Origin of the sequence: Paenibacillus sp. MZ03-122A (assembly GCF_024213325.1) — a bacterium.
GTDB lineage: Bacteria > Bacillota > Bacilli > Paenibacillales > Paenibacillaceae > Paenibacillus > Paenibacillus polymyxa_B.
Map to the genome: position 1 here is coordinate 50550 of NZ_JANAVI010000017.1, position 26205 is coordinate 76754.

Genomic DNA, 26205 nt, shown 5'->3' on the forward strand with positions numbered 1-26205 from the left:
CAACTATCCATCGGATGATTAGGTTGTTGTCGGTGGAGTACCACCGGAGTTGCCCGAATTGTTATCATCCTCTGGCTTTTTCAGATTAGGGATATCATTCGGTTGATCCGTTGTATTCTTAGGCTCGTCATCCTTACCTTGAATACGTACACGGACGTCTCCAATGTTGTCGATCACAGGCTCACCATTTTCCGGTGTTCCTTCTCCCTCCGTTGTGCCACCATCCAAAGAACCTGTCTCGATCAAACGTTTGATTTGTTCAAGTTCCAGAGTTTCTTCTACCAGCAAGGTTTGAGCAATCAAATGAACCTCTTTGGAATACTTGGTCAGGAGTTCTCTAGCACGCTCATAAGACTCAGTAATGAAGCGATTCATCTCCTGGTCAATCTGATAAGCGATCTGATCACTGTAGTTCTGCTCATGACCGATATCGCGTCCAAGGAATACTTGGCCTTGTGAAGTACCGAACTGCATCGGACCAAGCTTCTCACTCATACCATATTCTACGATCATGCTGCGTGCAATGCTTGTCGCTTGCTGGAAGTCGCTATAGGCTCCCGTTCCGATCTCACCAATGAACAGTTCCTCGGATACGCGTCCACCCAACAATCCAGTGATTTTGTCCAGCAATTCCTGCTTGGTTGTCAGCATGCGGTCTTCCTTCGGAAGCATGATGACATATCCGCCTGCACGTCCACGTGGAATAATCGTTACCTTATGAACCATATCCGCATTTTCCAAGAAGAAGCCGATAATCGTATGGCCTGCTTCATGATAAGCAACAATTCGCTTCTCGCGGTCACTGATAACGCGGCTGCGTTTTTCTGTACCTACGATAACACGGTCGATAGCTTCATCTACTTCTCGCATCGAAATATCTCTGCGGTTACGACGAGCCGCCAACAAAGCAGCTTCGTTCAACAGATTTTCCAGATCAGCACCTGTAAAGCCTGTTGTACGTTTTGCAATTACGTCCAATTTAACATCCTTCGTTAATGGCTTGTTGCGAGCATGTACATACAATACCGCTTCACGGCCTTTAACATCTGGACGGTCAACCGTAATTTGACGGTCAAAACGTCCTGGACGAAGCAACGCCGGGTCTAAGATATCCGGACGGTTTGTAGCCGCTACGATGATGATACCTTCGTTTGCGCCGAATCCATCCATCTCTACGAGCAATTGGTTGAGCGTCTGCTCACGTTCATCATGTCCGCCACCCAATCCGGCGCCACGTTGACGTCCAACGGCATCAATCTCATCAATGAAAATGATACAAGGTGCGTTCTTCTTCGCGTTCTCGAACAAATCACGAACACGGGAAGCACCGACCCCGACGAACATTTCTACAAAATCAGAACCCGAGATGCTGAAAAACGGTACTCCAGCCTCGCCTGCAACAGCTCTCGCCAAGAGTGTTTTACCCGTACCTGGAGGGCCCACTAACAGGACACCTTTTGGAATACGAGCGCCCACAGCTGCAAACTTGCGTGGGTCCTTCAAGAATTCTACAACTTCGACAAGCTCTTGCTTCTCTTCGTCAGCCCCTGCCACGTCCTCGAACGTAACCTTCTTCTTCTCTTCGTTATACAGACGGGCTTTGCTCTTGCCGAAGTTCATAACTTTGCCGCCACCGCCCTGTGCCTGATTAAACAGGAAGAAGAACAACAGGAACATGATCACCAAAGGAATGATAGAAGTCAAAAACGTCAGCCAAATGCTTTCGCCTTCCATTTTCTTCTGCACGTATTCAAACCCGTTCGTTTCGCTGGCATTCACCAGTTCACTTAGTGCTTGATCCGTTGGTGGAACATATACGGAAAAATTGGACGATTTAGCATTAGCCGGCTGCTTCTTATATGCACCGGTTACAAGATAGGCGTAACCGTCAAATTGGACCGTTACTTTAGAGATGTTATTAGCTTTAACCTCTTGCCGTAATTGGTCATATCTAGGGAGATCGGAGGCTTCGTTACTGTTGCTAACAAACTGAACGATACCCACCACAACTAAAAAAAGAATCAAATAAAAACCAGAATTCCGGATGAACCGATTCATCCCCTACCTCCTCTCGAGACACTTAAGTTATTTTACCATAGCCTGTAAGTCCTTCTCAACAAAGGGCCTTATTTAGTCCTAGGACTGGAGGCTGAGATTAGCTGGTGTAGATTTCCGGCTTTAAAATCCCTATGTATGGGAGGTTCCGGTAGTGCTCGGCATAGTCCAGACCATAGCCGACAACAAACGCATCTGGAAGCGTAAATCCAGTATAATCTGCTTCAAGATTAACTGTCCGGCGTGCAGGCTTGTCGAACAAGGTTACGACACATACCGAATTGGCATTACGGTTTTTAAGCAATTCAATCAAATGCGTCAGTGTCAGGCCGCTGTCGATAATATCTTCGACAATCAGAACGTCGCGTCCTTCCACAGATGCGTCCAAATCCTTAATGATTTTGATGATACCTGAGGATTTTGTGGATGCTCCGTAACTTGATACAGCCATGAAATCAAGCTCCAACGGCACTGTAATGGTTTTAACCAAATCAGCCATAAAGATAAACGCACCTTTCAGTACGCAAATCACCAATGGATTTTTACCTTCATATTTCACGCTTAGCTGTGCACCCAATTCCTTAATTTTACTCTGAATTTCTTCTTCGCTGATCAATATTTCCTGAATATCATTTTGCAACGGTGTAAACCTCCTAAGTTTATACTATGAAAGCCGTTCCTGCTCAATTACCGGTGCCCCGGACTCTCTCGTCTTTGCCATGACATATATATAACCGAAGACGTGTGCTTTTGCACTGCGGCATGTACAGAACGTCGTACGCCCGGAATCCAGAGAATAGCTCCAGCATGGTCGCAGACGATGGGAGTAACGGAACGCATTGAAGGAGGTATTTTTTCATCAATAAAAATATCTTTAACCTTTTTTCTTCCGTTTAATCCCATTACATACATGGTATCTCCAGGTAATCGCGAGCGTACAGTCAAAGGCAGACTCAATTGATCTGCGTCGAACCACGCTTCCTCCTTATTCGCCGGATGGTCCGCATCCGAATAGGAAGCCCTTCGCCACCGAAGTATACCACCTGCCTCAGGCAATTCTAGCTCACCGGAAAAAGGCAATACACTTAGTCCATAGCACCATTCGCCCATAACGACTTGCGTACGGTCAAACAAAACCGCCTGGTCATATTCGCGGACTCCAACCGCACCGCCTCCCAAGTCCAAACTCCATGTAGACGATGCCTCTTGGAGAAGTCTTAGTCGAACGGTCTCAATTTTACGAAAATCAAAATTTTCACTGTCCGAAGGCAGATAATTTAATATTAGTTTAATCAACCTCCGTTGTAAAGCAACGGATAGCTTACGGTATGAAGCGATGGGAAACATGTACCTGCCATTATCCAAGCGCACCATTTTCTCGTATGCCGACAGCGTGGATGCCTCCATAAAGTCATTTTCGTCAGCCATCGTTTCGGCGAGCCGGTTTAGGGACGGTGTCAGTCGCTCATTATATTGCCCCAAAAAAGGAAGCACATCCATGCGAATGGCGTTACGACGGTATTTGGATGATAAATTAGTGCTGTCTATCACATAGGAAAGATCATAAAAGTTACAAAACTCAATCAGGTCAGCCTTGTACATACGTAGCAGCGGGCGAATGAGTTGCACATTTTTTTCCCTGCGCGCCAAACGCATACCTGCCAAACCTGCTGGGCCGCTACCACGCAGCAAGTGCAAGAGAACCGTCTCGGCTTGATCGTCGCCGTGGTGAGCCATTGCAATATGCTGTGCTTCCCACTTTGTAGCCATTTCATGTAAAAAGCTGTAGCGCAGCTCGCGAGCTGCTTCCTGCGGGCCCTTCCCGCTCTCCTTCATATAAGTGGGTACATCCACCCGAGTCATTTCAAATGGAAGTTCGAGCTTTCGGGCAATATTGCGTACCTCTTCAGCCTCCGCATCCGATTCCTCTGGTCTGAAGCCATGATGAACGTGAGCGCAAACGAGTTGTAAAGGCATATGTATAACGGATATTTCATGTAAAATGTGCAAAAGGGCCACCGAATCCGGCCCACCGGATACAGCAACCACAATGCGGTCTCCGGGGCTCCACAGTGAATGATCTCGCGCCAAGGCGAGCACTTCCTGTACAACACCGGTCGGTTTTGTTGTTCCCATTCACGACCCTCTTTTCTCCCGACCGTAAAAATGATGATCATCTGTTATCTTATGTAAGTCATGCTGCTACCTTAACGCAATCCAGAGCGCTCCGGCAAGCAGCAAAAGCGATACCGTGAAAGCATATCCCAGCCAGCGTGGGTTCCCTTTTTTGACCGACGATTGCCTGACATGTGCGGAAGCCAAACGTGACCAAGATCGGGCCGCTGCACGAGTATCGGAATATTCTCCACGCACTGCACCCAGCAGCCATTCGGCATAGGGGCGTAATACACGGCTGCGGCGAATGATGACCGTCAATTCTGCCGTATTACGCAACTGTGGCAGCCTACTTGCAGCCGCCTTTAAAGATTCGCTCTCCAATATATGAATCGTTAGAAGAGCGAAGGCAAACAGGTCATACTGGGAATCAGCATTTCGGCTGCCAGCATTCCAGAATCCCCTATCATACCACTCTGTGAATTGTTTAACACTCCGACCAGCAAGAGACACCCCACCGTAGTCAATTAATTCAGCCTCTCCATAGGCATTGACCAAAATATTCTGCGGCTTCAGGTCGCCAAACACCCATCCTGCCTGATGGAGATCCGCCAGACGATTCAGTATACCGGTTCCAGCCACACCATACCATTCCGGCCCTTTGGCTGCCACAAAACGATGAAGCGGATCACCCTTAACATATCGCATAACATAAAAGGGGATTTCTCCGCTGCGTAACACTACATCATCCACCTCAAACAAAAAGGAAGGATTTCCATTTCGCTGAAGGGCGGCCTGAGTGCCCTGAGACTGCAATGTGGTCAGCACATTAATCTCCGATTGCAGATCAAGCGTGTTCTTCCCCATTTTCAGAGCAAATTGCCGATCGGCCTGTGCTTCTTTTACCAAATATACAGTTCCGTTCGCTCCCCGGCCCAGCAAGCGCTGGATGACATAGCTGCTCCGCTTCCACTTGCCCTTGATGACCGTTCCGGGTGCAAGAACGGGATCAGACGACGTAGTCACCGAGCATCCCTTCTCCTTTGCCATAGGATTCTTCCAGATCTTTCTGTTCTCCTAGTGTAACATATCGGTAATAATCAATCACTTGTAAAATGGCAGGACCTGTCGGTGTTGCCCCTTTCATCCGCAAGCGTCCAAATATCGATTTGATCTGGTTAAGCTCAGAGGTCCAACCGATATCCATGACTGCGTCTTCTCCCATTTTGCCGCCCGGAAAATGAAATACAGATATACGACTGTGTCCGCTTCTGGACTGTAAACTGAGCAGCAAATCACGGATGCTGTCCTCTACAGCAGGTAGCTTGGGCTTCATGCTCGCACTTGCATCAATGAGCAAAGCAATCTCCAGGGTGCTTGTTTCTGTCAGTTCATCCATCACCTCAACCACTTGGGCTCGTTTGGCCGGAGGAAGTTCACCGATATGTTTGGCGCCACCCTCACCCAGAATGTGCGTTAACTCTCTATTAACCGCCTGCTGAATGGTTTGAACCACCGTTTTGCGCGTCATCATCTGCATGGTCTGCGCCAACTGTTTCGTCCCTACGATTTGGCTAAACCCTCCCCCTGCTTTAGCAATTTCTTGGATCTCCTCACTGCCAAGCTCGCCAATAGTTCCATAATCTATGACTCCGGCGACGTTCACTGTAATACCTTCCCGCAAAGCCTGGGCAGCCGCCATGACTGGACTAACACCTACATTCGAGCATCCATCTGTAATGATCAAAATTTGCTTCATCGTTTTTTGACCTCCGCTTCCTCTTAATCTATCCCGATAGATTCTATCTTTGCCTAATCCGGAACGATTCAAACGAAGGATGCGGATTTTTAAAAACGAATAAGGAATTTCCCGGGCAATGTCGGCTTAGCTCACCGTCCGTGGACGTTCCAACCACCTCATGCCAGGTACATGGAGAGTTGCCCATTCTGGGCGGAAGTGGTCGATTTTACTAACGACTACTGTCATATCATCATAGATTTGATTTTGTTGGTATCGAATAACCCGTTCTAGCAAACAGTCGGCCAACTGCTGTGGATCTTCGCTTTCAATTTCCTGAATCATGCGTTTCATCCATATTTCCTTATTAACCGCGTAACCCGGTGAGTCGTATATACCGTCTGTAATCATAATGAGAATATCACCCGGCTGGAGCTGCAGTGATACCAAATCAATTTCAATATCCTGTATAATGCCAATCGGCAAGTTGCTGGCAGATACAGGGATGACCTCATCCCCTCTTTTAATAAAGCTCGGCGTAGACCCAATCTTCATAAAAGTTGTCTGGGCCGTGTACTGATCAATCAGCGCCATATCGACCGTAGCATACATTTCCTCAGGTGATCGCAGCATCAGGACAGAGTTAACCGACTTGATTGCCAACTTTTCGTCCATACCCGATTGCAGTAATTCCTCCAAAATGTTAAGTGCTGCACTGCTCTCTTGCTGCGCACGCTCTCCGTTCCCCATACCATCACTTAAAGAGACTGCAAAAGTCCCGTTCCCTAGCTCCATCATGCTGTAGCTGTCACCTGAGAAAAAGTCGCCTCCTTTGGCGGCACTAGCTACCCCTGTAGCAATCTCATACGTTTTAGCAGAACCGAACATGACTGTAGCCAAACCCTGGCGGCGATCTGCCTCCGTTTCGCGCATCACAGCTATATGCTCGTCCAGTATGTCCGACAGAAGTGGAGCAATGATTTTCCGACATTCATCAAATCCCCTTGTATAGGCATGGACAATCTCTATTTCTACCTGACCTGCATCCAGGTTAATAATCTCAATAGATTGGATGGACAAGCCCAGTCTATCAAGAGCCTCTCGTATTTGCTCCTCCTGCCGATGCATGGTCTGCCCTTCCCGCTGAATTTCTCGCGCTAAATCCTCCATAATTTGTGATACACCCGATAGCTGGTCAGCAACAAGCTGACGACTATCGTATACTTGGCGCTTCCATTGCATATTATGTTGGTAGAGGCTATACTGCTGCTTCATCACTTGCAGGACAGCGCCCGTTTTAGCACATGCCTTGCTCCATTGCGGGGGTATCTGCTCCGGCTCCAAATCCGGGTTATCCTCAATGGCGCTCATCATTTCCGTCATATACTGATGGGTTTGCATAAACTTGCCGTCCCAGCACTGCTCACACTTGAAGCAGGAGGCACATGTCCCTTCGGCCACCGCATTCATAAAATGTTCGATTTCTCCGTCCGACTTCGTGCTCTCACTCGCAGATATCTGGTGAAAGCTGCGGGATAACTGACTGAATACACGGGAAAACTTCGTTACCCGCTCTGCGGTGAGATCGCGAACCCTTTTGGCGTATTCATGCTGAGATTTGGCGTGGTCCTGCGTACCAGGAACATAGGTAGAAACCGCTTTAAAGAAACTTTTTGGGGTCATTAAGAATAATAGAATTGCCGCACAACTCTCCCAGGTTGACGTCAGCACGTCTCCGGTCCCGTCCAAATAGATCGTCAGAATTGAGGAGCCTAGCAGCATCCCAAGCGCAACAGCACCCTTTTTCCCTTCACGCAACATCCCTGCCAGCAAACCTGCAAAAGCGAGTAAACTCATCTGCACAATTGCAGACATATTGGCCAAGCTTAAAATTAAACCGGTAATTACACCGACCGATGCACCCAGCGAAGCACCTCCCACCAAAGCAAACACCAAGACCAAATATCGCGACAGTACATGATCGACAGACAATGAATGAACAGTCCATCCTACTGCTCCCGTCATCACAGAGGCTAATAATATAATAAGACATAAAATTTCCTCATTCTTGAGCTGGCTTGTCTTCTTGCGGTACGTAAACAACGGTATGGCCTGCGTGAACACCAGCGTAAGCATAAAGCTGAGAACCGCATCCGTTCCCACAATGATAAGCTCATACCATGTGAAAGTTGGAGCCATCACGGCGTTAAATAAATTGACCATAAATACCGACAAGAAAACCATAAGCGGGGCATAGGATAATTCCAGACGATCGAAGGTTCGTAGTCCGCGATACAGGAGATAAAATACCAGTAGCTCGCCACCAATCATAAATAACGATGGATAAGGAGCTAACAGGCTGCCTAACACAACGGATACAGCTACAGGCAGCATCAGGTCACGCCGAAGGAACGTTATGACCGCAAAATAAGCGAGGGCAAAAGGAGAAAGCTCGTCCAAAATAGTGGCGCGTCCCAGGAGAACTCCCATAGCTGACAATAGCAGCATCCATCTTTGCGCCGTTACCCATTGCACCACTTTATGTGAATCCAGCCGTTTCTTGAGTCTGGAAGACCACCCTTCCGTACGCTCTTTGGATTTGGACTTTCTAGATTTTAACCCCGGAAAATGTACCACGTTCCATTTCTCCATCATGCGTCAGGCACCCCATTCATCAATTTGATGTTCCCATCTTAAACCGGAACGACTGAGAAAGTTTGTCAGAACCCCACGTCTTATTCCAAGAAATTTCCGACAAAAAAACGTTCTGCGCGAAAGGACAGAGCATCACTCTGAACATCAAGCTACGCCCGTATGGGAGCCGATGGAAGAAACGTCCCGCTACTCCTTATATGACCTCTCGATGTCGTTCATCCTGATGTCCAAACTAGCGATTTGCACAGAAGATAGACGGAAAACCGTTGGAGTTTGTCGGACGATTATGTCCTCACGACAAAAAAAACATCCGCTTTCCAGCATCAAAGCTCTTTTCTTCTTCATCAAAATTGCGAATCTCATAAATGCCCGTACGACTAACCACGGGATTCAGCGCCCACAGCCGCTGCTTATCGCATCTGTTGTCGGTAGAACGCAAAAAAACCGTAGCAGTCTCTCGACTGTACGGTTTTCCGTGTATGATTGATACGGTTGTCAAAGTGAATTAAACACGCTTCGCGCCGCGTCCTCCGCGTTTACCTTCGGTGTTCTTTTTCAGCGACGAAATGCGTTCCTCACTATCTTTCAGGAAGCGTGACATTTTATCCTCAAATGAAGGTTTACCCGGTGCAGGCTTGAAAGAACGGCCTCCACGATCGCGGTTAAAACCACCGCCACCACCACCGCGTCCTTGACTTGGACCTGAACCTCCACCGCCGAAACGGTCGCCTCCGCCTGGTCCTCCTGTACGCTCCGGTCTTGGAGCTCTTGGGGGACGGGCTTCACTTGCCGGCTTGTCAATCGTTTGCTTAATGGAAAGCCCGATTTTGCCATCTTTGTCAACATTAATGACTTTCACCGTCACAACATCATTAATCTTCAGGTGGTCGTTAACATCCTTAACATAGTTATCGGCGATTTCCGAGATGTGAACGAGACCCGTGACACCTCCAGACAAATCCACAAATGCTCCAAAATGCGTGATGCCTGTCACTTTGCCCTCTAACTTGGTGCCCACTTCAATTGCCATAGAATAAAATGATCCTCCCTTAAAATATACAACCGATTTTTTTGCAAAAAAATCCCGCTGTGGTGATTTGATTATACAAAATGGCGGAACCAAGGTCAACTAAGCATTGGCCCGATAATGTTCCTATTTCTGATCTCCGATGATTGGCGTCTCTTCCGGTTTGTAAAGACCGTACTTGCTTCTGGCAATCTCGCCAATGTACTCAGGGTCCTTGAGACGATTCACTTCGGTTTGAAGCTGTTGTTCCGTTTGTGTAGCAGCTTGCTTCTGTTTTTCCTTCTGGGTGAGCTGTTCACTTCGATCGGCCATAATCATGCCTTGAGAAAAAAAGGTAAAAATTGCCCAACTACCAAAGGCGGCAAGCGATAGCAACCAAATCATGATTCGCCTGCGCCCGCCCGCGTTGGACTTGGACGTAGAAGATGAATGGCGATCTACAGACGAATTACGCATGATACTACCTCCTTCCAAACCATCTTTTCGCTGTGTTTTTCAGTCTGATACCTAGCTTTACGAGCAACTCTGGAGTCTTCCAGCGCGCTTTAAGCGGACCGATCAGCCATAGGATCGGCTTCCAAACCGGCATCAGGATGTATATCAGCATCCTTCCCAGGAACACAATAAGTGCCCATGTCCATCCGACCAGCTTGCGTAACAGCCGATACAGCGCTAACACCGGAAGAACAATCAGGATGCGCAGTATGCTGTTCACGATCAACGTCAGTCTGCGAACTATCTCTAATAACATTACCACAAAACGTTGGGTTGTAACACTAAAGGCCCAAAAATAGAGCCAAACCCCCAAAAGTAGTCCTAAAAAGACATAAAACCGCAGCTCACCGCGATTACTCGCGTATAGCACACGGAAAATAAACAAAGCCGAGGCCACCCAGTAGAGCACGTCCAACATATGAACGCTCCAGCGGGCAAAATGAAAGCGGATGGACAGCACCCGGTAGCTGTCAAACACCACTCCCATGGCTATGCCCGACAACAGCATCCACGTCAACGTCAGCCATTGCGTGTAAGGGTTCATTTGAAGATCTTGCCGAATAGGCTTTTTCCGTTTTTGGCCGGGGCCCCGGGCTCCAGGTAGACGAGGGAAGTAATCAGACCTTCAATGGACAACAGCCCCTCTTCTAGACTGAGGTTTTTGATATGTAAATGTTGTCCGCGAATGGTGAGATGGCCCAGCTCGGTCTGAAGCAAAAATTCTTCACTGTCAAAGCTCTCCACATTGCTGACGCCTGAAATATCGAGTTGCTTGCGGCTTTGCATGCGCAGATCATGGTGCTTGGACTTCCCTTGTTCAATCATGGCATGTACCCCTCCTTCTGTTCTTAGCTTATGAAGGGGGCCGTATGATTTAGAACCGCTTTTGCTGTTAATCAGCATATGATGGACGAAAACTCGTCATCTAAAGAAAAAAAGCACTCCTTCATAAAATAATGAAGGAATGCTTTCATGTACAGTTATGAGAAAATCAGATGTCTGCTTACCAGTTCAAACCATTGTCCCTGGCAATAGGCTCTTCCTTTACCAAAGTGTACATACTTGCAGCCTCGTCCTTGCGTGTAGTGTCGGCGAGCCGTTCCACTCGCACGGTCACCAGCTTCTGGCCAAACTGGACGGTAATTTCATCGCCTACTTTGACCGCACTGCTCGGCTTGGCTTCGCGTCCGTTCACCAGCACTCTCCCTTGTTCGGAGACGTCCTTGGCTACCGTACGCCGCTTAATCAGCCGCGAGACTTTCAAGAATTTATCAAGACGCATTAGTTAACGGCTTCTTTAAGCTTATTACCGGCTTTAAAAGCAGGAACGGTCGATTCTGGAATTTCAATCGTGTTACCGGTTTGTGGATTGCGGCCCGTACGGCTGGAACGCTTGCGTGTTTCGAAAGTACCAAAGCCGATCAGTTGCACTTTGTCACCGCTAGCAAGTGCATCTGTAATTTCACCAAGAACGCCATTCAATACAGCTTCAACGTCACGTTTGCTCAAACCGCTTTTGCTGGAAATATTGTTGATCAGATCTGTCTTGTTCATAAGATAAAAGCCTCCCAAATGTCAAAAAATAATCATCACGCTGCATGTCCATTCATGGAGCAGACGTGAGGTCCAACTGTGGCCGAAGCCCTCCTGAATGTCACTGTAACACGCTTAACTATAAGCTACAGTTATTTTCAGAATTACTACAAGTTATTCTGGCTTGTCCGTAAAAATCCTGCAATAACAGGCGTTTTTTTATTCGACCCCAGTTAAGCCAACATCCTACTACAAAACTCTGTCCATTGGCAAGTCTCCTCAAACGGAGCCTTCTTTCAACCCTGCATATGTCTCATTTTACTGGTCTGTGCAGCCAAAAGCGAATGTGTGGAATCACGCTTTGCCAAGGAGCTTTTTCGCTTCCTGCCAGTAAGTCTCCATTTCATCTACGCTGCTTTCTTCGGGACGACGCCCCTGCTCGCGTAATTTCTGCTCAATATACTGGAAACGGTCGACAAATTTGCGATTGGTGGCGGACAATGCCTCTTCTGGATCTACTCCCATGAACCGGGCTGCATTCACGGCAACAAATAACACATCGCCTAACTCCAGCAACTGGGCTTCCACGGCATGCCCTTCACGAACCGCTTCCTTCAACTCAGCCACTTCTTCGTCTAATTTATCAAATACGCCCTCAATGCTATCCCAGTTAAAGCCTACTTTAGCTGCTTTCTTCTGGAGCTTGTACGATTTCATAAGAGCAGGCAGATCACGTGGAACCCCATCCAGTACGGAAGGGTATGCTGCCGTCGTGCCTTTAAGCCGTTTTTCCTCAGCCTTCATCTGCTCCCAGTTTTGCAGCGCCTCTTCCGCATCATTCGCTTGATTGTCACCAAATACATGTGGATGACGGAAAATAAGCTTATCATTCAACCCCTGAATTACATCATACACATTGAAGGTTCCGACTTCCTCTTCCATTTGGGCATGCAGCAAAATTTGCAACAACAGATCACCCAGTTCTTCCTTCATATGCTCAGGGTCGTCCTCATCTATCGTTTCGATGACTTCATACGTTTCTTCGATCAGATTCTTGCGAATCGACTGATGTGTCTGTTCACGATCCCATGGACAGCCCTCCGGGCTGCGTAAAATATCGACAATCTCGTGTAGACGGTCAAAAGAACGCCGTTTCAGCGCCTCATCTTCACTGCGAGGTATGTATACCAAGGATAGGTTCCCGTAGCCCTCTACTCGATCCAGCTCGTACAGCGGCACCTTGTGCACCGCCTCCTCACCTTCCACCCCAAGAGCGTGACCGACATACACCTCATAATCGTCAGGATACCGCTCCATCAGGCACAGCTTCACATCAGATGCCGTGAAGGTGTCATACACCTGTCCGATCAGCGTATGCAGCTGAGGCTGGAGCCAGCTGGCATCCAGTGTACCTGCGTCCAACAGCTGGAAACCCTCAATCGGATCAAAACCAAGACGCACAAAAGCTTCATCCAGGAAACTTTCGCCGCCCAGAATGTTCAGTTCAATTCCTTGCGCAGGACAACGCTCCTTAAGCAACTGCACCGCTGCTTCTGCCACCATCGGGTGACCGGGAACCGCATAGACGATTTCGCTTCCGTCTGCCGCCTTAGCAGCCGTCGTAATTAATTGGCTGGTAATTTCCTCGTATACCTCTGGAAAGGACTCCTTTGTCTCATATACGTTGTCAAACGACTCAAAAGCCACTTCAAACTCATTCAGCACTTGAACCGCAGGATGCTCCTTGGTCCGCAGATAGAGCGCTGAAGCGCCCCGCATTTTGTTCAATATCCCTATCGTAAGCTGATCCGGGTCTCCCGAGCCCAAACCTACGACCGTTAATGTTACGCTCATATTCAATCCTCCGTTTCGCAGAAACAAGGTTCATGCTCGAAAAAATACACGGCCTAACCCGCTTCCGCTTCCTTTGCTTTGGCATTTACTATACCACAAAGTGGTATAGGCTCATAAAATGGCTGTGCCGCTTTCGTGCCCTAAGCCCTATGCCTGGGCTACGTCAGTACACGCAGCCTGCGCAGCACGGCTGCCAGCGGGCGTCCGAGCTTGGGCACCGCCACAAGCTCGGCTTCCGTGATCAGCCTCAAGCGTGCGAGGCCGATCACGAACACTACGGTGCCTGCGGCTACGCCCAGCAGGCTCTCCGCGGCTGCCGTGGCACGACCTCCGGCAGCCCACCCCAAGGCACCCAGCACAGCGCTGGTGCCCCACATCGCCGCCCCGGCCGCACCAGCCAGGGCGATAAGCAGTGCCGCCGGCTTGAGCACGCTGGCGGACCAGCTCCCACGCAGGCCTACCAAGCGAGCCAGCAGCACGATGTTGATCACCGCCGCCAGCAGATAGGCGACAGCCCCCGCAATGGCGGCTCCAGCCGTGCCTAGCTGCGGCACGAGCAACCAGTTCAGCAGTGCCTTGGCTACTGCAGCCGCGAGCATCGCCAGAGCCGGCGCGCGAACCGCGCCAAGCCCTTGCAGCAGCGCAGCCGAGATGATGCTGAGCGTGCCGCCTACGGCGGTTAGCGCCATCCAGCGCATGACCCCGCTGCCAGTGTCGTCCGCATACAGCATCACATTGACGGGCACAGCCAGCACGATCAAGCCTGTCGCAGCGGCTAGTCCCAGTAACCAAAACCAGCGCAGCGATTGCTCGCACTGGCGACGTGCCAGCTCCGTACCGCCGGTTATCCGGGCCTCAGCCAGCGATGGAATGAATAATGCCGACAGGGTGGTGGCAAACATCATGACTAGCTGTACCAGCGGCAGACCTCGGTTATACACGCCAAAGGCCACCATAACCGCAGTATCGTCCAAACCCTCCTGCTTTAACAATCGAGGTACGGTAAATGTGTCTACCAGACTAATTAACGGAACGGCTAGCGCTCCAAGGCAAACAGGCAAGGCATAACGCAGCAGCGCCTTTAGCAAGGCACCGTTGCTTTCCGCTGGCTGTAGCTCTCCAGTTTGTGCTTGCACTGTCGCCATGACCGTCCCTTGCCTTCTAAGCCTCTTCCTGTGATTTCGCCAATATAGCAACATGACGACCAAGCCCGCTGCTCCGCCTGCTGCTGAACCAAACACTGCTCCGGCGGCAATCATATCCGCCCCCGCTCCTTGTGACAGCATGAGCAGCAACAGCATAATCATCACGCTTACCCGTATCGCCTGCTCCGTCACTTGGGAGATAGCAGTCGGAAGCATATTTTGCAAACCTTGAAAATATCCTCTCAATCCCGCCATAACCGGCACGAACAAAAAGGCAAACGCCGCCGCCCTCACCGACGGAATGACGTGAGCATTGTCGATCCATTGACCAATGAGCGGCGCACACGTATACATCAGCACGCCCAGGATCAATCCAAAGACACCCAAGACAAGCGAAGATAGCCGAGCAACACGTTGCCCCGCTGCCCGGTTTCCCACTGCCTCAAACTCAGCTACAAATTTGGATATTGCAGCCGGAAATCCAGCAGCTGCAATGGTAATGAATAGCGTATAAAAAGGATAAACCGTATTATAAATGCCAAACACGCCGTCGCCGCCGATATTCTGCAGCGGGATTTTTTGCACTGTGCCGATCAGCTTGCTCGCTACTGCTGCCAGTGTCAAAATGACAGCACCCCGTAGCAGCCGCGAAGCGGCGCGATTTTCCTGCATTCTCCGTCTTCACTCCCACCTGAAATATGCATCTTTCACGAGTCCTATTATACCGCCTCTTCTCCCGGAAAGAAAAAAAACCCTGTACAACGTAGGACGGCTTTCGCCATTCTGTACGTCATACAGGGGTGAAACGGGATGTTACTGTTCCATTTGTTTGCCCAGGAAGCCAGCGGCTGTTTCAGCCATTTTGACTTCCATTTCGGACATTTTTACATTTTCGTCCTTGTTCAACAATACAACGGAACCAATGGGATCACCACCGGAAACAATGGGAGCCGCCACAAAGGACGAGAGTGTTTCTTCGTGGTCTCGCGTTAGCTCATAAGAGCCGCTGGCTGTCTCCAGCACAGTTTTGCGATTATCCATACTACCTTCGATAATGCTACCGATTGGCTTGTCCAGAAAATCTTTTTTGGAGCCTCCAGCCACCGTAATAATGGTGTCCCGATCGGTAATCATTGTAATATGGCCCGTGCTTTCAAACAGGGACTCAGCATATTCTTTGGCGAAATCACCAAGTTCACCAATAGGTGAATACTTTTTCAAAATGACTTCTCCGTCACGATCCACAAAAATCTCAAGCGGATCTCCTTCACGAATTCTCAAGGTGCGGCGAATTTCCTTTGGAATAACTACCCGCCCAAGGTCATCAATACGGCGAACTATACCAGTAGCTTTCATTTCACATGTTGCCCCACTTTCTCAAGAAGAATTTAGTAAACTACTGACGGTATCGAAAGACGCTTCCACTCCCCCAGAAGCGGTCACGAAGAACGTCACGGTCATGGTGTTTATGGTGATATCTGACCATAGTATTCATCTGTTCCCAATTCCTTATGCATGTTCAGTTATTTACCTTCGTTTGTAGCTCCATCTTTGGCTGTTCCTGCGTTGGTATCGCCCGTACCGTTTGTTGTTGCGCCAGGTGTAGTTGTGCTACCGGCACCGGAAGTTGCACCACTTTTCTCTTGCGTAGCTGGTACCTTCGGCAGATTGATTTTCAAATCAAGTTTTGCCAAATCATTTTCGGTAAAGTTTTGGATACTTTCCCCGGCCAATTTATTTTTCAGGGCTGCCTTTTCGTTGTCTTTCAATTTATCAAACGTTGGCTCATTGCGAGACTCCACTTTGATCACGTGATATCCGTATTCCGTTTCCACTGGCTCACCAATTTTGTTAATCGGTTGAGTCTCAGCGGCCTCTTTAAAAGCAGGTACCCATTGCGCTACGGATGCATTCTCATACAGACCTCCGTTAGAGGCAGAACCTGGGTCTTCTGAATATTTCTTAGCAATCGTCGCAAAATCCGCTCCTCCATCCAGCTTCGCCTTCACTTCTTTGGCCAGCTTGAGGGTATCCTCTTTTTTGCGCTGTTTCTTCGTTTTAGGATCTTCGAAGTTAATCAATACATGGCGCACAGTTGCTGTCGTGAATTGATCTTTATTTTTCTCAAATTCCTGTTTTAGCTGATCATCTGTTACTTTGTTGGTTTCGCTGTTGATTACCGTCATTACACGCGTGAAGTAATCTTTCACACCTTGTTCGGTCAGTTTTTTATCACTCAGAAATGTCTTGAACTTATCTTCTCCGACTGACTTTTTATACTGCTCCAGCTGTTCGTTCCCTTGTTTGGCACCCTGCTCCTTAGCTTTATCGTCCGCTTTTGCCGCCAGAAGCTTGTACACCACTTCCTGCTTTACAATTTGCTCCCGTACCTGATCCGAAGCTAACGCAGCCTCATATTCCGGGTAAAGGAACTTCATCATGCTGATTTCTTGGTTGAACTCATTTTCGGTAAGGGTTCCACCCTTATAGGTCACGACAACCTTGCTGTTGTCCTTCGGTTCATCCTTGACCTTGTTCTCATCCGCTTGCTTCGTACATGCTGCCAGGACAGATATAGCTAGCAGCGCTGCCATTCCCAAGGAGAGCATTCTCCAAGGTTTTCTTTTATTTAGTTGTGGCATTTTGCAGTTCCTCCTTCAATGTGAATGCTTCTTTCAATGCACTCAAAAATTGTTCCAGCAGTTCTAGCAACTGTGGATCATTTAGACCTTTGCCCTTTATGCGTGCGCTCATAGAAGTGCCCTGTTCAAATTGTACACGTCTTTCAAAGCGATTGCCAATCTCGGCAAGTTTGGCGGTCTGTACCGCCTGCTGGCGCCCTTCATGGAATTTCAGCACTATATTGTCATCCCGTTGCACCATGGACTCGATGCCATACATGCGTCCATATACCTTAAGGCGAGCCACGGCTAGCAAATGACGCACAGCCTCTGGCAGATCACCAAATCGGTCGACCAGCTCATCCTCCAGTTCGGAAGCCTCGTCAAAGGTGCTGACCGCTGCAACCTTTTTATAAATCTCAATCTTCTGGATGCTGTCATAAATATAGTCTCCTGGCAAGTAAGCATCGACGCCTAAATCAATCGACGTACTCCAATTCCGATTGGACTGATCCTCTTCTCCAAGTACGCTGACTTTACGTTTATTAATTTCCTCAGCCAGCATCTGCGAGTAGAGATCAAAACCGACGGATGCGATGAAACCATGCTGCTCAGCGCCAAGTAAGTTACCCGCTCCACGGATGGACAAATCGCGCATTGCAATCTTGAACCCGGAGCCGAGCTCCGTAAATTCTTTAATCGACTGAAGGCGCTTCTCCGCCACCTCCGTGAGCACCTTATCCCGCTGGTACGTGAAATAAGCATAGGCAATCCGATTGGAACGACCTACACGCCCACGCAACTGATAAAGCTGAGATAGCCCCATTTTATCGGCATCATGCACAATGAGTGTATTCACATTTGGAATATCCACGCCGGTTTCAATAATGCTGGTGCTGACCAGCACATCGTATTCGCCATCCAGGAAATCCAAAATCGTTTTCTCCAGTTCGGTTTCGGACATCTGTCCGTGACCCACGCCCACCTTAGCCTCCGGTACGAGCGCATTGATCTCGGCAGCCATCTCCTGAATACCCTGCACGCGATTATACAGATAGTACACCTGTCCACCGCGTGCCATTTCGCGTTCAATGGCCTCACGAACTAGAGTTTGGCTGTGCTCAACCACATAGGTTTGCACTGGAAAACGGTTTTCCGGTGGCGTCTCAATGACTGACAAGTCACGTACACCCAGCATGGACATATGCAACGTACGCGGAATAGGTGTTGCCGTTAACGTCAGCACATCTACGTTCGTTTTCAGCTTCTTCAGCTTTTCCTTGTGAGTTACGCCAAATCGCTGTTCTTCATCGACAATCAGCATTCCGAGGTCCTTAAACACCAGATCCTGCGACAACAGACGATGGGTACCAATGACAATATCGACCGTGCCCTGCCGGACCCCTTTAATCGTCTCATTCTGCTCTTTGCGCGAGCGGAAACGGCTCAATACCTGAATATTGAACGGATACCCTGAAAAACGTTCACGGAATGTCTCATAGTGTTGCTGTGCCAAAATCGTCGTCGGTACCAGCACCGCTACTTGTTTGCCTTCAATAGCAGACTTAAAAGCAGCACGAATGGCAACTTCAGTTTTGCCGTAACCTACATCACCGCATAGCAAACGATCCATCGGGCGGCTCTGCTCCATATCCTTCTTAATCTCTTCGATGGCCCGAATCTGGTCACGTGTCTCATCATACGGGAACATATCCTCAAACTCTTGTTGCTCCGGTGAATCCTTTTCAAAAGCAAACCCTGGTGCCGACTGTCGTTCTGCATATAGCTTGATCAAGTCATCCGCAATATCCTGAACCGAGCTGCGCACCTTACTTTTAACCCGTGTCCACTCATTGCCACCCAGTTTATAAATCTTGGGTTCCTTGTCCTCTGAGCCGACATATTTCTGAATCAAATCAATTTGTTCAATCGGCACTGACAGCTTATCTCCACCCGCGTAGAGGACATGCATGTAATCCTTATGGATACCGCCAACCTCCAGCGTGCCGATCCCCATGTACTTCCCGATCCCGTGATTTTGGTGTACGACGTAGTCGCCCACCTTCAGCTCGCTATAGCTCTTAATCCGTTCTGCATTGTCCACATGCCGGCCCTGCTTACGAGCTTTCCGCTGCTTCTGGGAAAACATCTCGCCCTCGGTAATGACCGCCAGATGAATAGATGGCATTTCAAAACCGCTTTGCAGATTGCCGATAGCCATCGTCGGTTCATCAATACCGTAATCTTCAAGCACTCGGCGCATCCGGTCCAGACGTTCATCTCCACTTGCCAGCATCATAACCTGTGTGCCGGCTTTGCGCCAACGATCCATCTCCGCCTTGAGCACATTCATTTGGCCATGGAAATCCTGCATGCCTCGGCAGATGAAATTCAAAATATTTTGTGGCTGGGTATGAGGAACCTGACGAAGAAAAATCGACAGGAACAACGTCTGAAATCTCCGGTTGTACAGCAGATTGTCCGCGTCATCTGACAGTTCTAGCTGCGGTAACGTTTTACCGTTTTGAAGCAAATGCAGATTCCATTCTGACTCATCCCGTTCCAGTTGCTTGGCTGTTTCCAGCATACGTGCCGGTTCATCAATAATCAGAATCGTATCTTCCGGCATATAGTCTGCTAGTGTTTTACGTTCAGGATACAGCAGGGAGATATATTTATAGATTTCGTCAAAATACACATGCTCTCGCAGTAACTCAATTTCACGATGAATCTCTTCTTTCAGGTGCTGCTTAGCTTGACGATCCGTCATTTTGCCCAGCTGCTCCTCCAGCAAAATAGCAGCGGCATCCGCCGCCTGGTCCATACGCTGGTTATTCGCAATAACTTCCTTACACGGTGTTACGGTAACGTCCTGAATCTTTTCCACCGAACGCTGATCTTGCGGATCAAACTTACGGATCGAATCGATTTCATCGTCAAACAGCTCCACACGATAGCCCCAACGGGTTGTCATTGGATAAAAATCAATAATTCCTCCGCGTACGCTCATCTCTCCACGTGATTCCACACGCTCTACACGCTGGTAGCCCATCTCGACCATATGTAGCAAAAACGCTTCCAGCTGAATCGTTTCGCCTTCTTTCAGCTCAATACGAGCCTCACGCCATGTTTCCGGGATTGGCAGTAGACGTCGGACACCAGAAAACGGCACGACAACAATCCCACGAAAACCCTGGGCGCAGCGTATCAATACATCAATTCGTTGGGACAATGTCTCTGGACTGGATATTGCAGCTTCAGCAGCTACCAGCTCATTAGCAGGATACAATAAAACCTGATCAGGAGAAAGCGCTTCCTGTAAGTCATCTGCTATTTTTTGAGCGGCAAACATATTGTGCGTCATGACCATTAACGGTCGTCCGGTATCTTCGGCAAGCGCGGCCATCAGTACCTGTCGGGAAGAGCCTGATAAACCTGATATCAGTTGTTCCTTCATCCCTGATGAAATACCTGCTGCAATGGATGCATAATCAGCATCCTTCGTAAAAGCCTGAATAAGTGCTTGTAACAAAAAAGGCACCCCTTTATGCTTATAAATAGTTACATGTAAACCGAAAAAGAAGCCTCAGCAATGCTGCCAAGGCTCCATAAGCGGAATTGCCGCTTCACCTCTCAAGCTGGTACATCCTACCAGTTGAATACCTGTTATTGGAGCGGATTAACGAGCAGACTCAGCTCTGGATTATTCTCCAATGCCTGACTGCAATGCTCGCAAATGACTTTGACGGTCACTTCACCACCCGAATTATACGCTATTATATCTCTACGTTCGGCAGGGGTCAAGGAATGGAAGCCCAACCTTTCTTCGGTTATTGCCGCGGAATCAATTCGTCCCAAGAAAGTTCGACAATGTCTGCATACATAATTAACAATCATGTAATGTATATGCCTCCTGAAAGTTTTCTATACCTTTCAGTATGTCCAACAATCTTCCATTTAAGCCCGTCTGCTACGTCTGAACTTACTTGTTGAATTCAGCCATCGTCCGTTCAAACGGATGACTCAAGCTGTGTTCTAAGGCGTTGCACGTGTCCTCGATCATTCCGGCCAGTAATTCTTTTTCCTTCTTGGGAAAGGTACCCAGAACATAATCGACAATAGCATGTCCAGGCTCCGGGCGGGAAATGCCCATACGAATCCGATTGAAGGACTGCGTGCCGGTATGCTGAATGATCGATTTAATGCCGTTATGACCGCCTGCGCTACCTTGATAACGCAATCTTATTTTACCGACTTCTGTATCCAGATCATCGTACACGACAATCAGATCTTCCATATCGGCCTTATAATAGTCCATATAAGCACGTAGAGACTCGCCTGATAGATTCATATAGGTCATTGGCTTAATCAGTACGGTTTTTACGCCACCAATGTGACCCTCTCCAATTAACGCCTTGCATTTGCTTTGGTTAATCTGGATGTTATGACGCGAGGCAAGAGCATCCAATGCCATAAATCCGACATTATGTCTCGTTTTCTCGTATTGGGGACCGGGGTTGCCCAATCCTACAATCCACTTCATAACTTTGACACCCTCTTTCGCAGTCTTGATTTTTTGGTAAAATAGTTGTATTGAATAGGAAGGTGCGTGCCGGTATGCTCAATCAAGGTGATATCCTCTTATATGACAGCCATTTTCTATATCATTTAAAACATTCCGTTCCTGTCCAGATCTATGACGGGAATGTACATATTCAGATTGGCATCGTTGCGCGTTTTAATGAGCATTTCGTCGAAATAGAGGACACACTATACAATCGTCAACGTTTCACATTCATATCTCGCCCAGGCTTTTAGCCTGACATGCTGATAGGGGTTACCTTTTCCATATGGAAAAGGCAACCCCTTTTTTAATGAGCCAGCGCTTATTCGATTTCAAACAGTTTGCTGATCGACAATTCTTCATGCACACGGATGATAGCTTCTCCCATTAATGGAGCCACAGATAATACCTTCAGCTTGCTTGTCGGATTCGGGTGAACGATCGGGATTGTATCCGTCACAACCACCTCTTTTAATGGCGAATTCTCCAGTCTTTCCATAGCAGGACCGGACAGCACAGCATGTGTACAACACGCATACACATCTTTTACGCCGCCTTCTTTAAGCGCATTTGCACCTAATACAATCGTTCCGGCTGTATCAATGATATCATCAATTAAAATAGCCGTTTTACCCTCAATGTTCCCGATGATGTTCATCACTTCACTGACATTTGGCTCTGGACGACGCTTATCAATAATAGCGAGCGGCGCACTCAGGAAGTCCGCCAGCTTACGCGCACGAACAACCCCACCATGATCGGGTGAAACGACAATCGGGTTCTCAATTTGCTTGGAACGGAAATATTGGGCCAGAATTGGCGCTCCCAACATATGATCTACTGGAATATCAAAGAATCCCTGAATCTGCATCGCATGCAAATCCATGCTGATTACGCGGTGAGCTCCCGCTTTTTCAATCAAGTTAGCGACAAGCTTCGCTGTAATCGGATCGCGTGAACGAGCTTTACGATCCTGACGAGCGTAACCATAATATGGCATAACGACATTGATACTTTTGGCAGAAGCGCGTTTAAGTGCATCAATCATAACCAATAACTCCATCAAGTTGTCGTTAACCGGCAGACAAGTTGACTGCACAATATACACATGGCAGCCGCGTACGCTTTCCGACAGCTTAACCTGGATTTCACCGTCACTAAACGATGTGGTATGGGATTCCCCCATTGGGATGCCGATGTAGTCCGCAATCTGGTGGGCTAACTTCGGATTGGAGTTACAAGTAAATATTTTGAGTTTGGAATCGCAATAAGTCATTAATAGAAACCCTCCGTGCTGGTTCATTCATTACAGATTCAACAGCTTGCTGATTAAGGTCATTCCGATCTTTTCTTCTTCGCTTTGGCACGTGCGCGGATTTTGTCCGCATATCCGGCTTTGTTCTCTTGACGTGGTCTGGCAATGGCCAGATCGTTATCAGGGACAGCATGTGTTACAGTGGAGCCTGCTACAACATAAGCACCTTTTCCAATCTTAATCGGGGCGATCAGATTCACGTTGCTGCCAATAAAGGCATCGTCTTCAATTTCTGTAATGGATTTATTATATCCATCATAATTGACCGTTATTGCCCCGCAGCCAATATTTACGTTTGTACCCACCTTGGCATCACCGACATAGCTCAAATGAGACACCTTGGAATGATCTCCAATGGTCGCATTTTTCACCTCAACAAAATCACCAATTTTCACATGTTCGCCAAGCTTCGCGCCTGGACGCAGATAAGCAAACGGCCCCACAGATGTACTGCTTCCCACTTCCGCTTCGTTCAACACCGAATGTTTTACCGTTGCGCCTGAATGGATAATCGTATTCTGAATCTCAGCCTGTGGACCAATCACACAATCTTCTCCGATTTGTGTTTGACCATGCAGCCATGTGTTCGGGTACAGTACCGTATCGGAACCAATAACAACCTCGCTCCCGATATAGGTAGAAGAGGGATCAATGACAGTGACACCATTCAGCATATGCTTGCGAACAATGCGCTCACGCATATAGCCCTCAGCTACCGACAAAGCCACTCTGTCGTTAACACCGATGGATTCAGACACATCATCTGTCAAATACGCCTCAACCTGCTCACCTTCACCATGCAAAATACCAATGACATCTGTCAGGTAATATTCCTGCTGTGCATTGGTGTTCGTTACCTTGTCCAGCGCTGCAAACAGCTTGGCATTGTCAAAGCAGTACGTTCCCGTATTGATCTCCCGGACAGCATCTTCCTCAGGTGAACAATCTTTCTGTTCCACGATCTTGAGCACGGCCCCGGAAGCATCACGAATAACTCGTCCATATCCTTTCGGGTCGTCCAACTCAGCGGTCAGAATCGTCGCAGCCGCCCCACGGCTCTCGTGCAGTTGCACCAAGCCCTCCAGCGTTTCCGCTGTGATCAAAGGAGTATCCCCACAAATGACAATGGTTGTACCTTTTTCCTGACCGAGCAAGTCCTTGGCTTGCTTGACAGCATGGCCTGTTCCCAACTGCTCAGCCTGAAGCGCATATTCTGCCGACGGTCCCAAATAAGACTGTACCGCCTCTGCTCCATGACCCACGACGACTACGCTTCGGGACACACCGATTTCACGAACCGTGTCGAGCACATGCCCGACCATCGGTTTTCCGCACACCGGATGCAGAACTTTATATAATTTGGATTTCATACGTTTTCCCTGCCCTGCGGCAAGAATGACTGCCAACCTTTCCAACAAGTCCAACCTCCTATCCTGAAAATAACAGTTACCCCTTGGCTAAAACGTTAATTCCCAGATCAGATTTTGCTTAACTTTTCACAATCCTCCTGAAAAATAACGGCGAACCTTTGGTTAATGGCTATTTTTTCAGGCCAGCTTGTGCTGGACATTCATCCCCGGGACGCATCGCTGCCTAGTCCCTGTCTTATGAAAAAGCCGCTTCGGCAGCCCGGATGGCTCCAAGTTGCCTTAAAACTGACTGTTAACTCACTAAAGAATATATCTCATTCCAGACAAAAAGAAAAGAGAGCCACAGTTAGTGGCTCTCTTTTTCTTTTGTTCCCCAATCCTGCTTTAGGTGAATTAAGCGCCTTCTTCAATAGCAACTTCTTCATCCACAGCTGCACGTTCGTACTCAGTTAATACAGCAGCTTGGATCTTCTCACGGGTTCCAGAAGATATCGGGTGAGCGATATCGCGAAACTCTCCGTCTGGAGTTCGTTTGCTTGGCATAGCTACGAACATCCCGTTATTACCGTCGATAACTCGGATGTCATGAACAACAAACTCGTTATCAATCGTAATGGATGCAATCGCCTTCATTCTTCCTTCTGAGTTCACTCGGCGGAGTCTAACATCCGTAATCTGCATGTGTGTTTCACCACCTTTTTCCAAATAGGACTTGGTGTATACATTCCACACAGCAGTTCGAAATCCTTCTTTTTTTCGGTAATTCGTATCCTAAATTCAGGTAATTTTTTTGAAAAGATTTCTTTTCGACATATTTAGGTATTTTATGATGGATTGTGACAATTTACTGCCCTGTTCACTCATCAAAATAATTGCCCAGCTTGACCGTAATTTGCTTGCTTCGAGAATCGACTGCGGTCAGATTCGCCAGTGAAATATAATCGTGCAGCAGGCGCTCTTCGTTCTCCACCTCGCCCGATTCTACCAGCACACCTACACCGGCCACCTCAGCATCAAACTCAGCCAGCAAGTCGACCATCCCCTGAATCGTGCCACCGGCCTTCATAAAATCATCTACGATGAGCACACGCGATTTCTCACGCATCGCACGTCTGGATAAAGACATTGTATGCAGGCTCTTTTGTGATCCTGAAACATAATTAATACTTACAGCCGAGCCTTCTGTCACCTGATGATCACGCCGTACGAGGACGACTGGCAAATTCAGCTGTGCTCCGGTTGCATAGGCAAGTGGAATACCCTTGGTCTCCACCGTCATAACCACATCAATCTGACGATTGGCAAAAGCGGTCGCGAATATTTTACCAGCTTCGTTCATCATCGCAGGTTGGCCCAGCAAATCGGACAAATACAGGTATCCTCCCGGTAATATGCGGTCAGGCTGCTCCAGTTGCGCACACAGGTCGTTCGCAAACGCAAGCGCATGCTGCTTGGAAAGCCTCGGGATCAGTTTCACGCCCCCTGCCGCTCCCGCCAGTGTCAGAAGCTCGCCAGTGCCCTCATCCTCAAAAACTTCCTTGATGATGGCCAGATCCTCGCTTATGGAGGACTTAGCTGCCCCGTAGCGATCCGCAAAATGAGTAAGAGGCACCAGCGTATGCGGCCGTGACAACAAAAATTGCGTCATTTCCACCAATCGTGAGCTTCTTTTAAGTTTTTTCACAACAATTCCTCGCGATCTATTCTCCTGCCGCCCG

General features: G+C 48.3%; 24 protein-coding genes. 1 reads left to right on the top strand and 23 read right to left on the bottom strand.

Annotated features, from left to right (window positions below; all coding sequences use genetic code 11):
* Nucleotides 1-18 precede the first annotated feature (18 nt).
* The 19 genes from ftsH to pth form a co-directional block, all read right to left on the bottom strand.
* Complete coding sequence (gene ftsH, locus NLX74_RS22920) at nucleotides 19-2058, bottom strand: ATP-dependent zinc metalloprotease FtsH (protein WP_254330469.1); 2040 nt, start codon at nucleotides 2056-2058, stop codon at nucleotides 19-21.
* 97 nt (nucleotides 2059-2155) lie between these two features.
* The gene (gene hpt, locus NLX74_RS22925) at nucleotides 2156-2695 is read right to left on the bottom strand and encodes a hypoxanthine phosphoribosyltransferase (protein ID WP_025721686.1); all 540 of its coding nucleotides are present in this window, start codon (nucleotides 2693-2695) and stop codon (nucleotides 2156-2158) included.
* Nucleotides 2696-2742: 47 nt separating this feature from the next.
* Nucleotides 2743-4191, bottom strand: coding sequence for a tRNA lysidine(34) synthetase TilS (gene tilS / locus NLX74_RS22930; RefSeq protein ID WP_254330471.1), 1449 nt, complete (start codon nucleotides 4189-4191; stop codon nucleotides 2743-2745).
* 66 nt (nucleotides 4192-4257) lie between these two features.
* Nucleotides 4258-5196, bottom strand: coding sequence for a protein kinase domain-containing protein (locus tag NLX74_RS22935; RefSeq protein ID WP_103049279.1), 939 nt, complete (start codon nucleotides 5194-5196; stop codon nucleotides 4258-4260).
* A complete protein-coding gene (locus tag NLX74_RS22940; RefSeq protein WP_190298360.1) occupies nucleotides 5180-5929 on the bottom strand; it encodes a VWA domain-containing protein in 750 nt (249 codons plus the stop codon). Before NLX74_RS22940 ends, NLX74_RS22935 begins: the two co-directional genes overlap by 17 nt.
* Nucleotides 5930-6055: 126 nt before the next feature.
* Complete coding sequence (gene spoIIE, locus NLX74_RS22945) at nucleotides 6056-8563, bottom strand: stage II sporulation protein E (RefSeq protein WP_254330472.1); 2508 nt, start codon at nucleotides 8561-8563, stop codon at nucleotides 6056-6058.
* A 505-nt stretch (nucleotides 8564-9068) separates the two neighbouring features.
* Nucleotides 9069-9593 (bottom strand): S1 domain-containing RNA-binding protein, encoded by a 525-nt coding sequence (locus NLX74_RS22950; protein WP_014279051.1) that lies wholly within the window; start codon nucleotides 9591-9593, stop codon nucleotides 9069-9071.
* A gap of 123 nt (nucleotides 9594-9716) precedes the next feature.
* Entirely contained in the window at nucleotides 9717-10046 is a 330-nt protein-coding gene (locus NLX74_RS22955) for an FtsB family cell division protein (RefSeq protein ID WP_013308137.1), read from the bottom strand.
* A gap of 4 nt (nucleotides 10047-10050) precedes the next feature.
* Complete coding sequence (yabQ, locus tag NLX74_RS22960) at nucleotides 10051-10629, bottom strand: spore cortex biosynthesis protein YabQ (RefSeq protein ID WP_013308136.1); 579 nt, start codon at nucleotides 10627-10629, stop codon at nucleotides 10051-10053.
* A complete protein-coding gene (yabP, locus tag NLX74_RS22965; RefSeq protein WP_025721693.1) occupies nucleotides 10626-10910 on the bottom strand; it encodes a sporulation protein YabP in 285 nt (94 codons plus the stop codon). The genes yabQ and yabP overlap by 4 nt, the downstream gene beginning before the upstream one ends.
* A gap of 178 nt (nucleotides 10911-11088) precedes the next feature.
* A complete protein-coding gene (locus NLX74_RS22970; RefSeq protein ID WP_016818913.1) occupies nucleotides 11089-11367 on the bottom strand; it encodes an RNA-binding S4 domain-containing protein in 279 nt (92 codons plus the stop codon).
* Complete coding sequence (locus NLX74_RS22975; RefSeq protein ID WP_007428028.1) at nucleotides 11367-11639, bottom strand: HU family DNA-binding protein; 273 nt, start codon at nucleotides 11637-11639, stop codon at nucleotides 11367-11369. Before NLX74_RS22975 ends, NLX74_RS22970 begins: the two co-directional genes overlap by 1 nt.
* Before the next feature lie 333 nt (nucleotides 11640-11972).
* Nucleotides 11973-13472 carry a bifunctional methyltransferase/pyrophosphohydrolase YabN gene (gene yabN / locus NLX74_RS22980; RefSeq protein ID WP_235306846.1) on the bottom strand — a complete coding sequence of 500 codons (1500 nt, stop codon included), beginning with the start codon at nucleotides 13470-13472 and terminating at the stop codon, nucleotides 11973-11975.
* A gap of 158 nt (nucleotides 13473-13630) precedes the next feature.
* Nucleotides 13631-15289 (bottom strand): putative polysaccharide biosynthesis protein, encoded by a 1659-nt coding sequence (locus NLX74_RS22985; protein WP_254330474.1) that lies wholly within the window; start codon nucleotides 15287-15289, stop codon nucleotides 13631-13633.
* Nucleotides 15290-15430: 141 nt separating this feature from the next.
* A complete protein-coding gene (gene spoVT / locus NLX74_RS22990; RefSeq protein ID WP_061831843.1) occupies nucleotides 15431-15973 on the bottom strand; it encodes a stage V sporulation protein T in 543 nt (180 codons plus the stop codon).
* Nucleotides 15974-16140: 167 nt separating this feature from the next.
* Nucleotides 16141-17259, bottom strand: coding sequence for a peptidylprolyl isomerase (locus NLX74_RS22995; protein ID WP_254330480.1), 1119 nt, complete (start codon nucleotides 17257-17259; stop codon nucleotides 16141-16143).
* On the bottom strand, nucleotides 17243-20770 hold the full coding sequence (gene mfd, locus NLX74_RS23000) for a transcription-repair coupling factor (protein ID WP_235306843.1): 3528 nt from the start codon (nucleotides 20768-20770) through the stop codon (nucleotides 17243-17245). Before mfd ends, NLX74_RS22995 begins: the two co-directional genes overlap by 17 nt.
* A gap of 134 nt (nucleotides 20771-20904) precedes the next feature.
* Nucleotides 20905-21135 carry an anti-sigma-F factor Fin gene (gene fin, locus NLX74_RS23005; RefSeq protein ID WP_013308128.1) on the bottom strand — a complete coding sequence of 77 codons (231 nt, stop codon included), beginning with the start codon at nucleotides 21133-21135 and terminating at the stop codon, nucleotides 20905-20907.
* An 85-nt stretch (nucleotides 21136-21220) separates the two neighbouring features.
* A complete protein-coding gene (gene pth / locus NLX74_RS23010) occupies nucleotides 21221-21781 on the bottom strand; it encodes an aminoacyl-tRNA hydrolase (protein WP_061831840.1) in 561 nt (186 codons plus the stop codon).
* A 74-nt stretch (nucleotides 21782-21855) separates the two neighbouring features.
* Here pth and NLX74_RS25940 point away from each other — a divergent pair, with 74 nt between their 5' ends.
* The gene (locus NLX74_RS25940) at nucleotides 21856-22056 is read left to right on the top strand and encodes a hypothetical protein (protein WP_023986434.1); all 201 of its coding nucleotides are present in this window, start codon (nucleotides 21856-21858) and stop codon (nucleotides 22054-22056) included.
* A 68-nt stretch (nucleotides 22057-22124) separates the two neighbouring features.
* Here NLX74_RS25940 and NLX74_RS23015 read toward each other — a convergent pair whose 3' ends face one another.
* From NLX74_RS23015 to purR, 4 genes are all read right to left on the bottom strand, one after another.
* Complete coding sequence (locus NLX74_RS23015) at nucleotides 22125-23078, bottom strand: ribose-phosphate diphosphokinase (protein ID WP_013308125.1); 954 nt, start codon at nucleotides 23076-23078, stop codon at nucleotides 22125-22127.
* Nucleotides 23079-23137: 59 nt separating this feature from the next.
* Nucleotides 23138-24535, bottom strand: a complete 1398-nt coding sequence (gene glmU / locus NLX74_RS23020; protein ID WP_080658680.1) for a bifunctional UDP-N-acetylglucosamine diphosphorylase/glucosamine-1-phosphate N-acetyltransferase GlmU — start codon at nucleotides 24533-24535, stop codon at nucleotides 23138-23140.
* Nucleotides 24536-24880: 345 nt separating this feature from the next.
* Entirely contained in the window at nucleotides 24881-25168 is a 288-nt protein-coding gene (gene spoVG / locus NLX74_RS23025; protein ID WP_007428016.1) for a septation regulator SpoVG, read from the bottom strand.
* A 175-nt stretch (nucleotides 25169-25343) separates the two neighbouring features.
* Entirely contained in the window at nucleotides 25344-26171 is an 828-nt protein-coding gene (gene purR / locus NLX74_RS23030) for a pur operon repressor (protein WP_013308122.1), read from the bottom strand.
* Nucleotides 26172-26205: the final 34 nt, after the last annotated feature.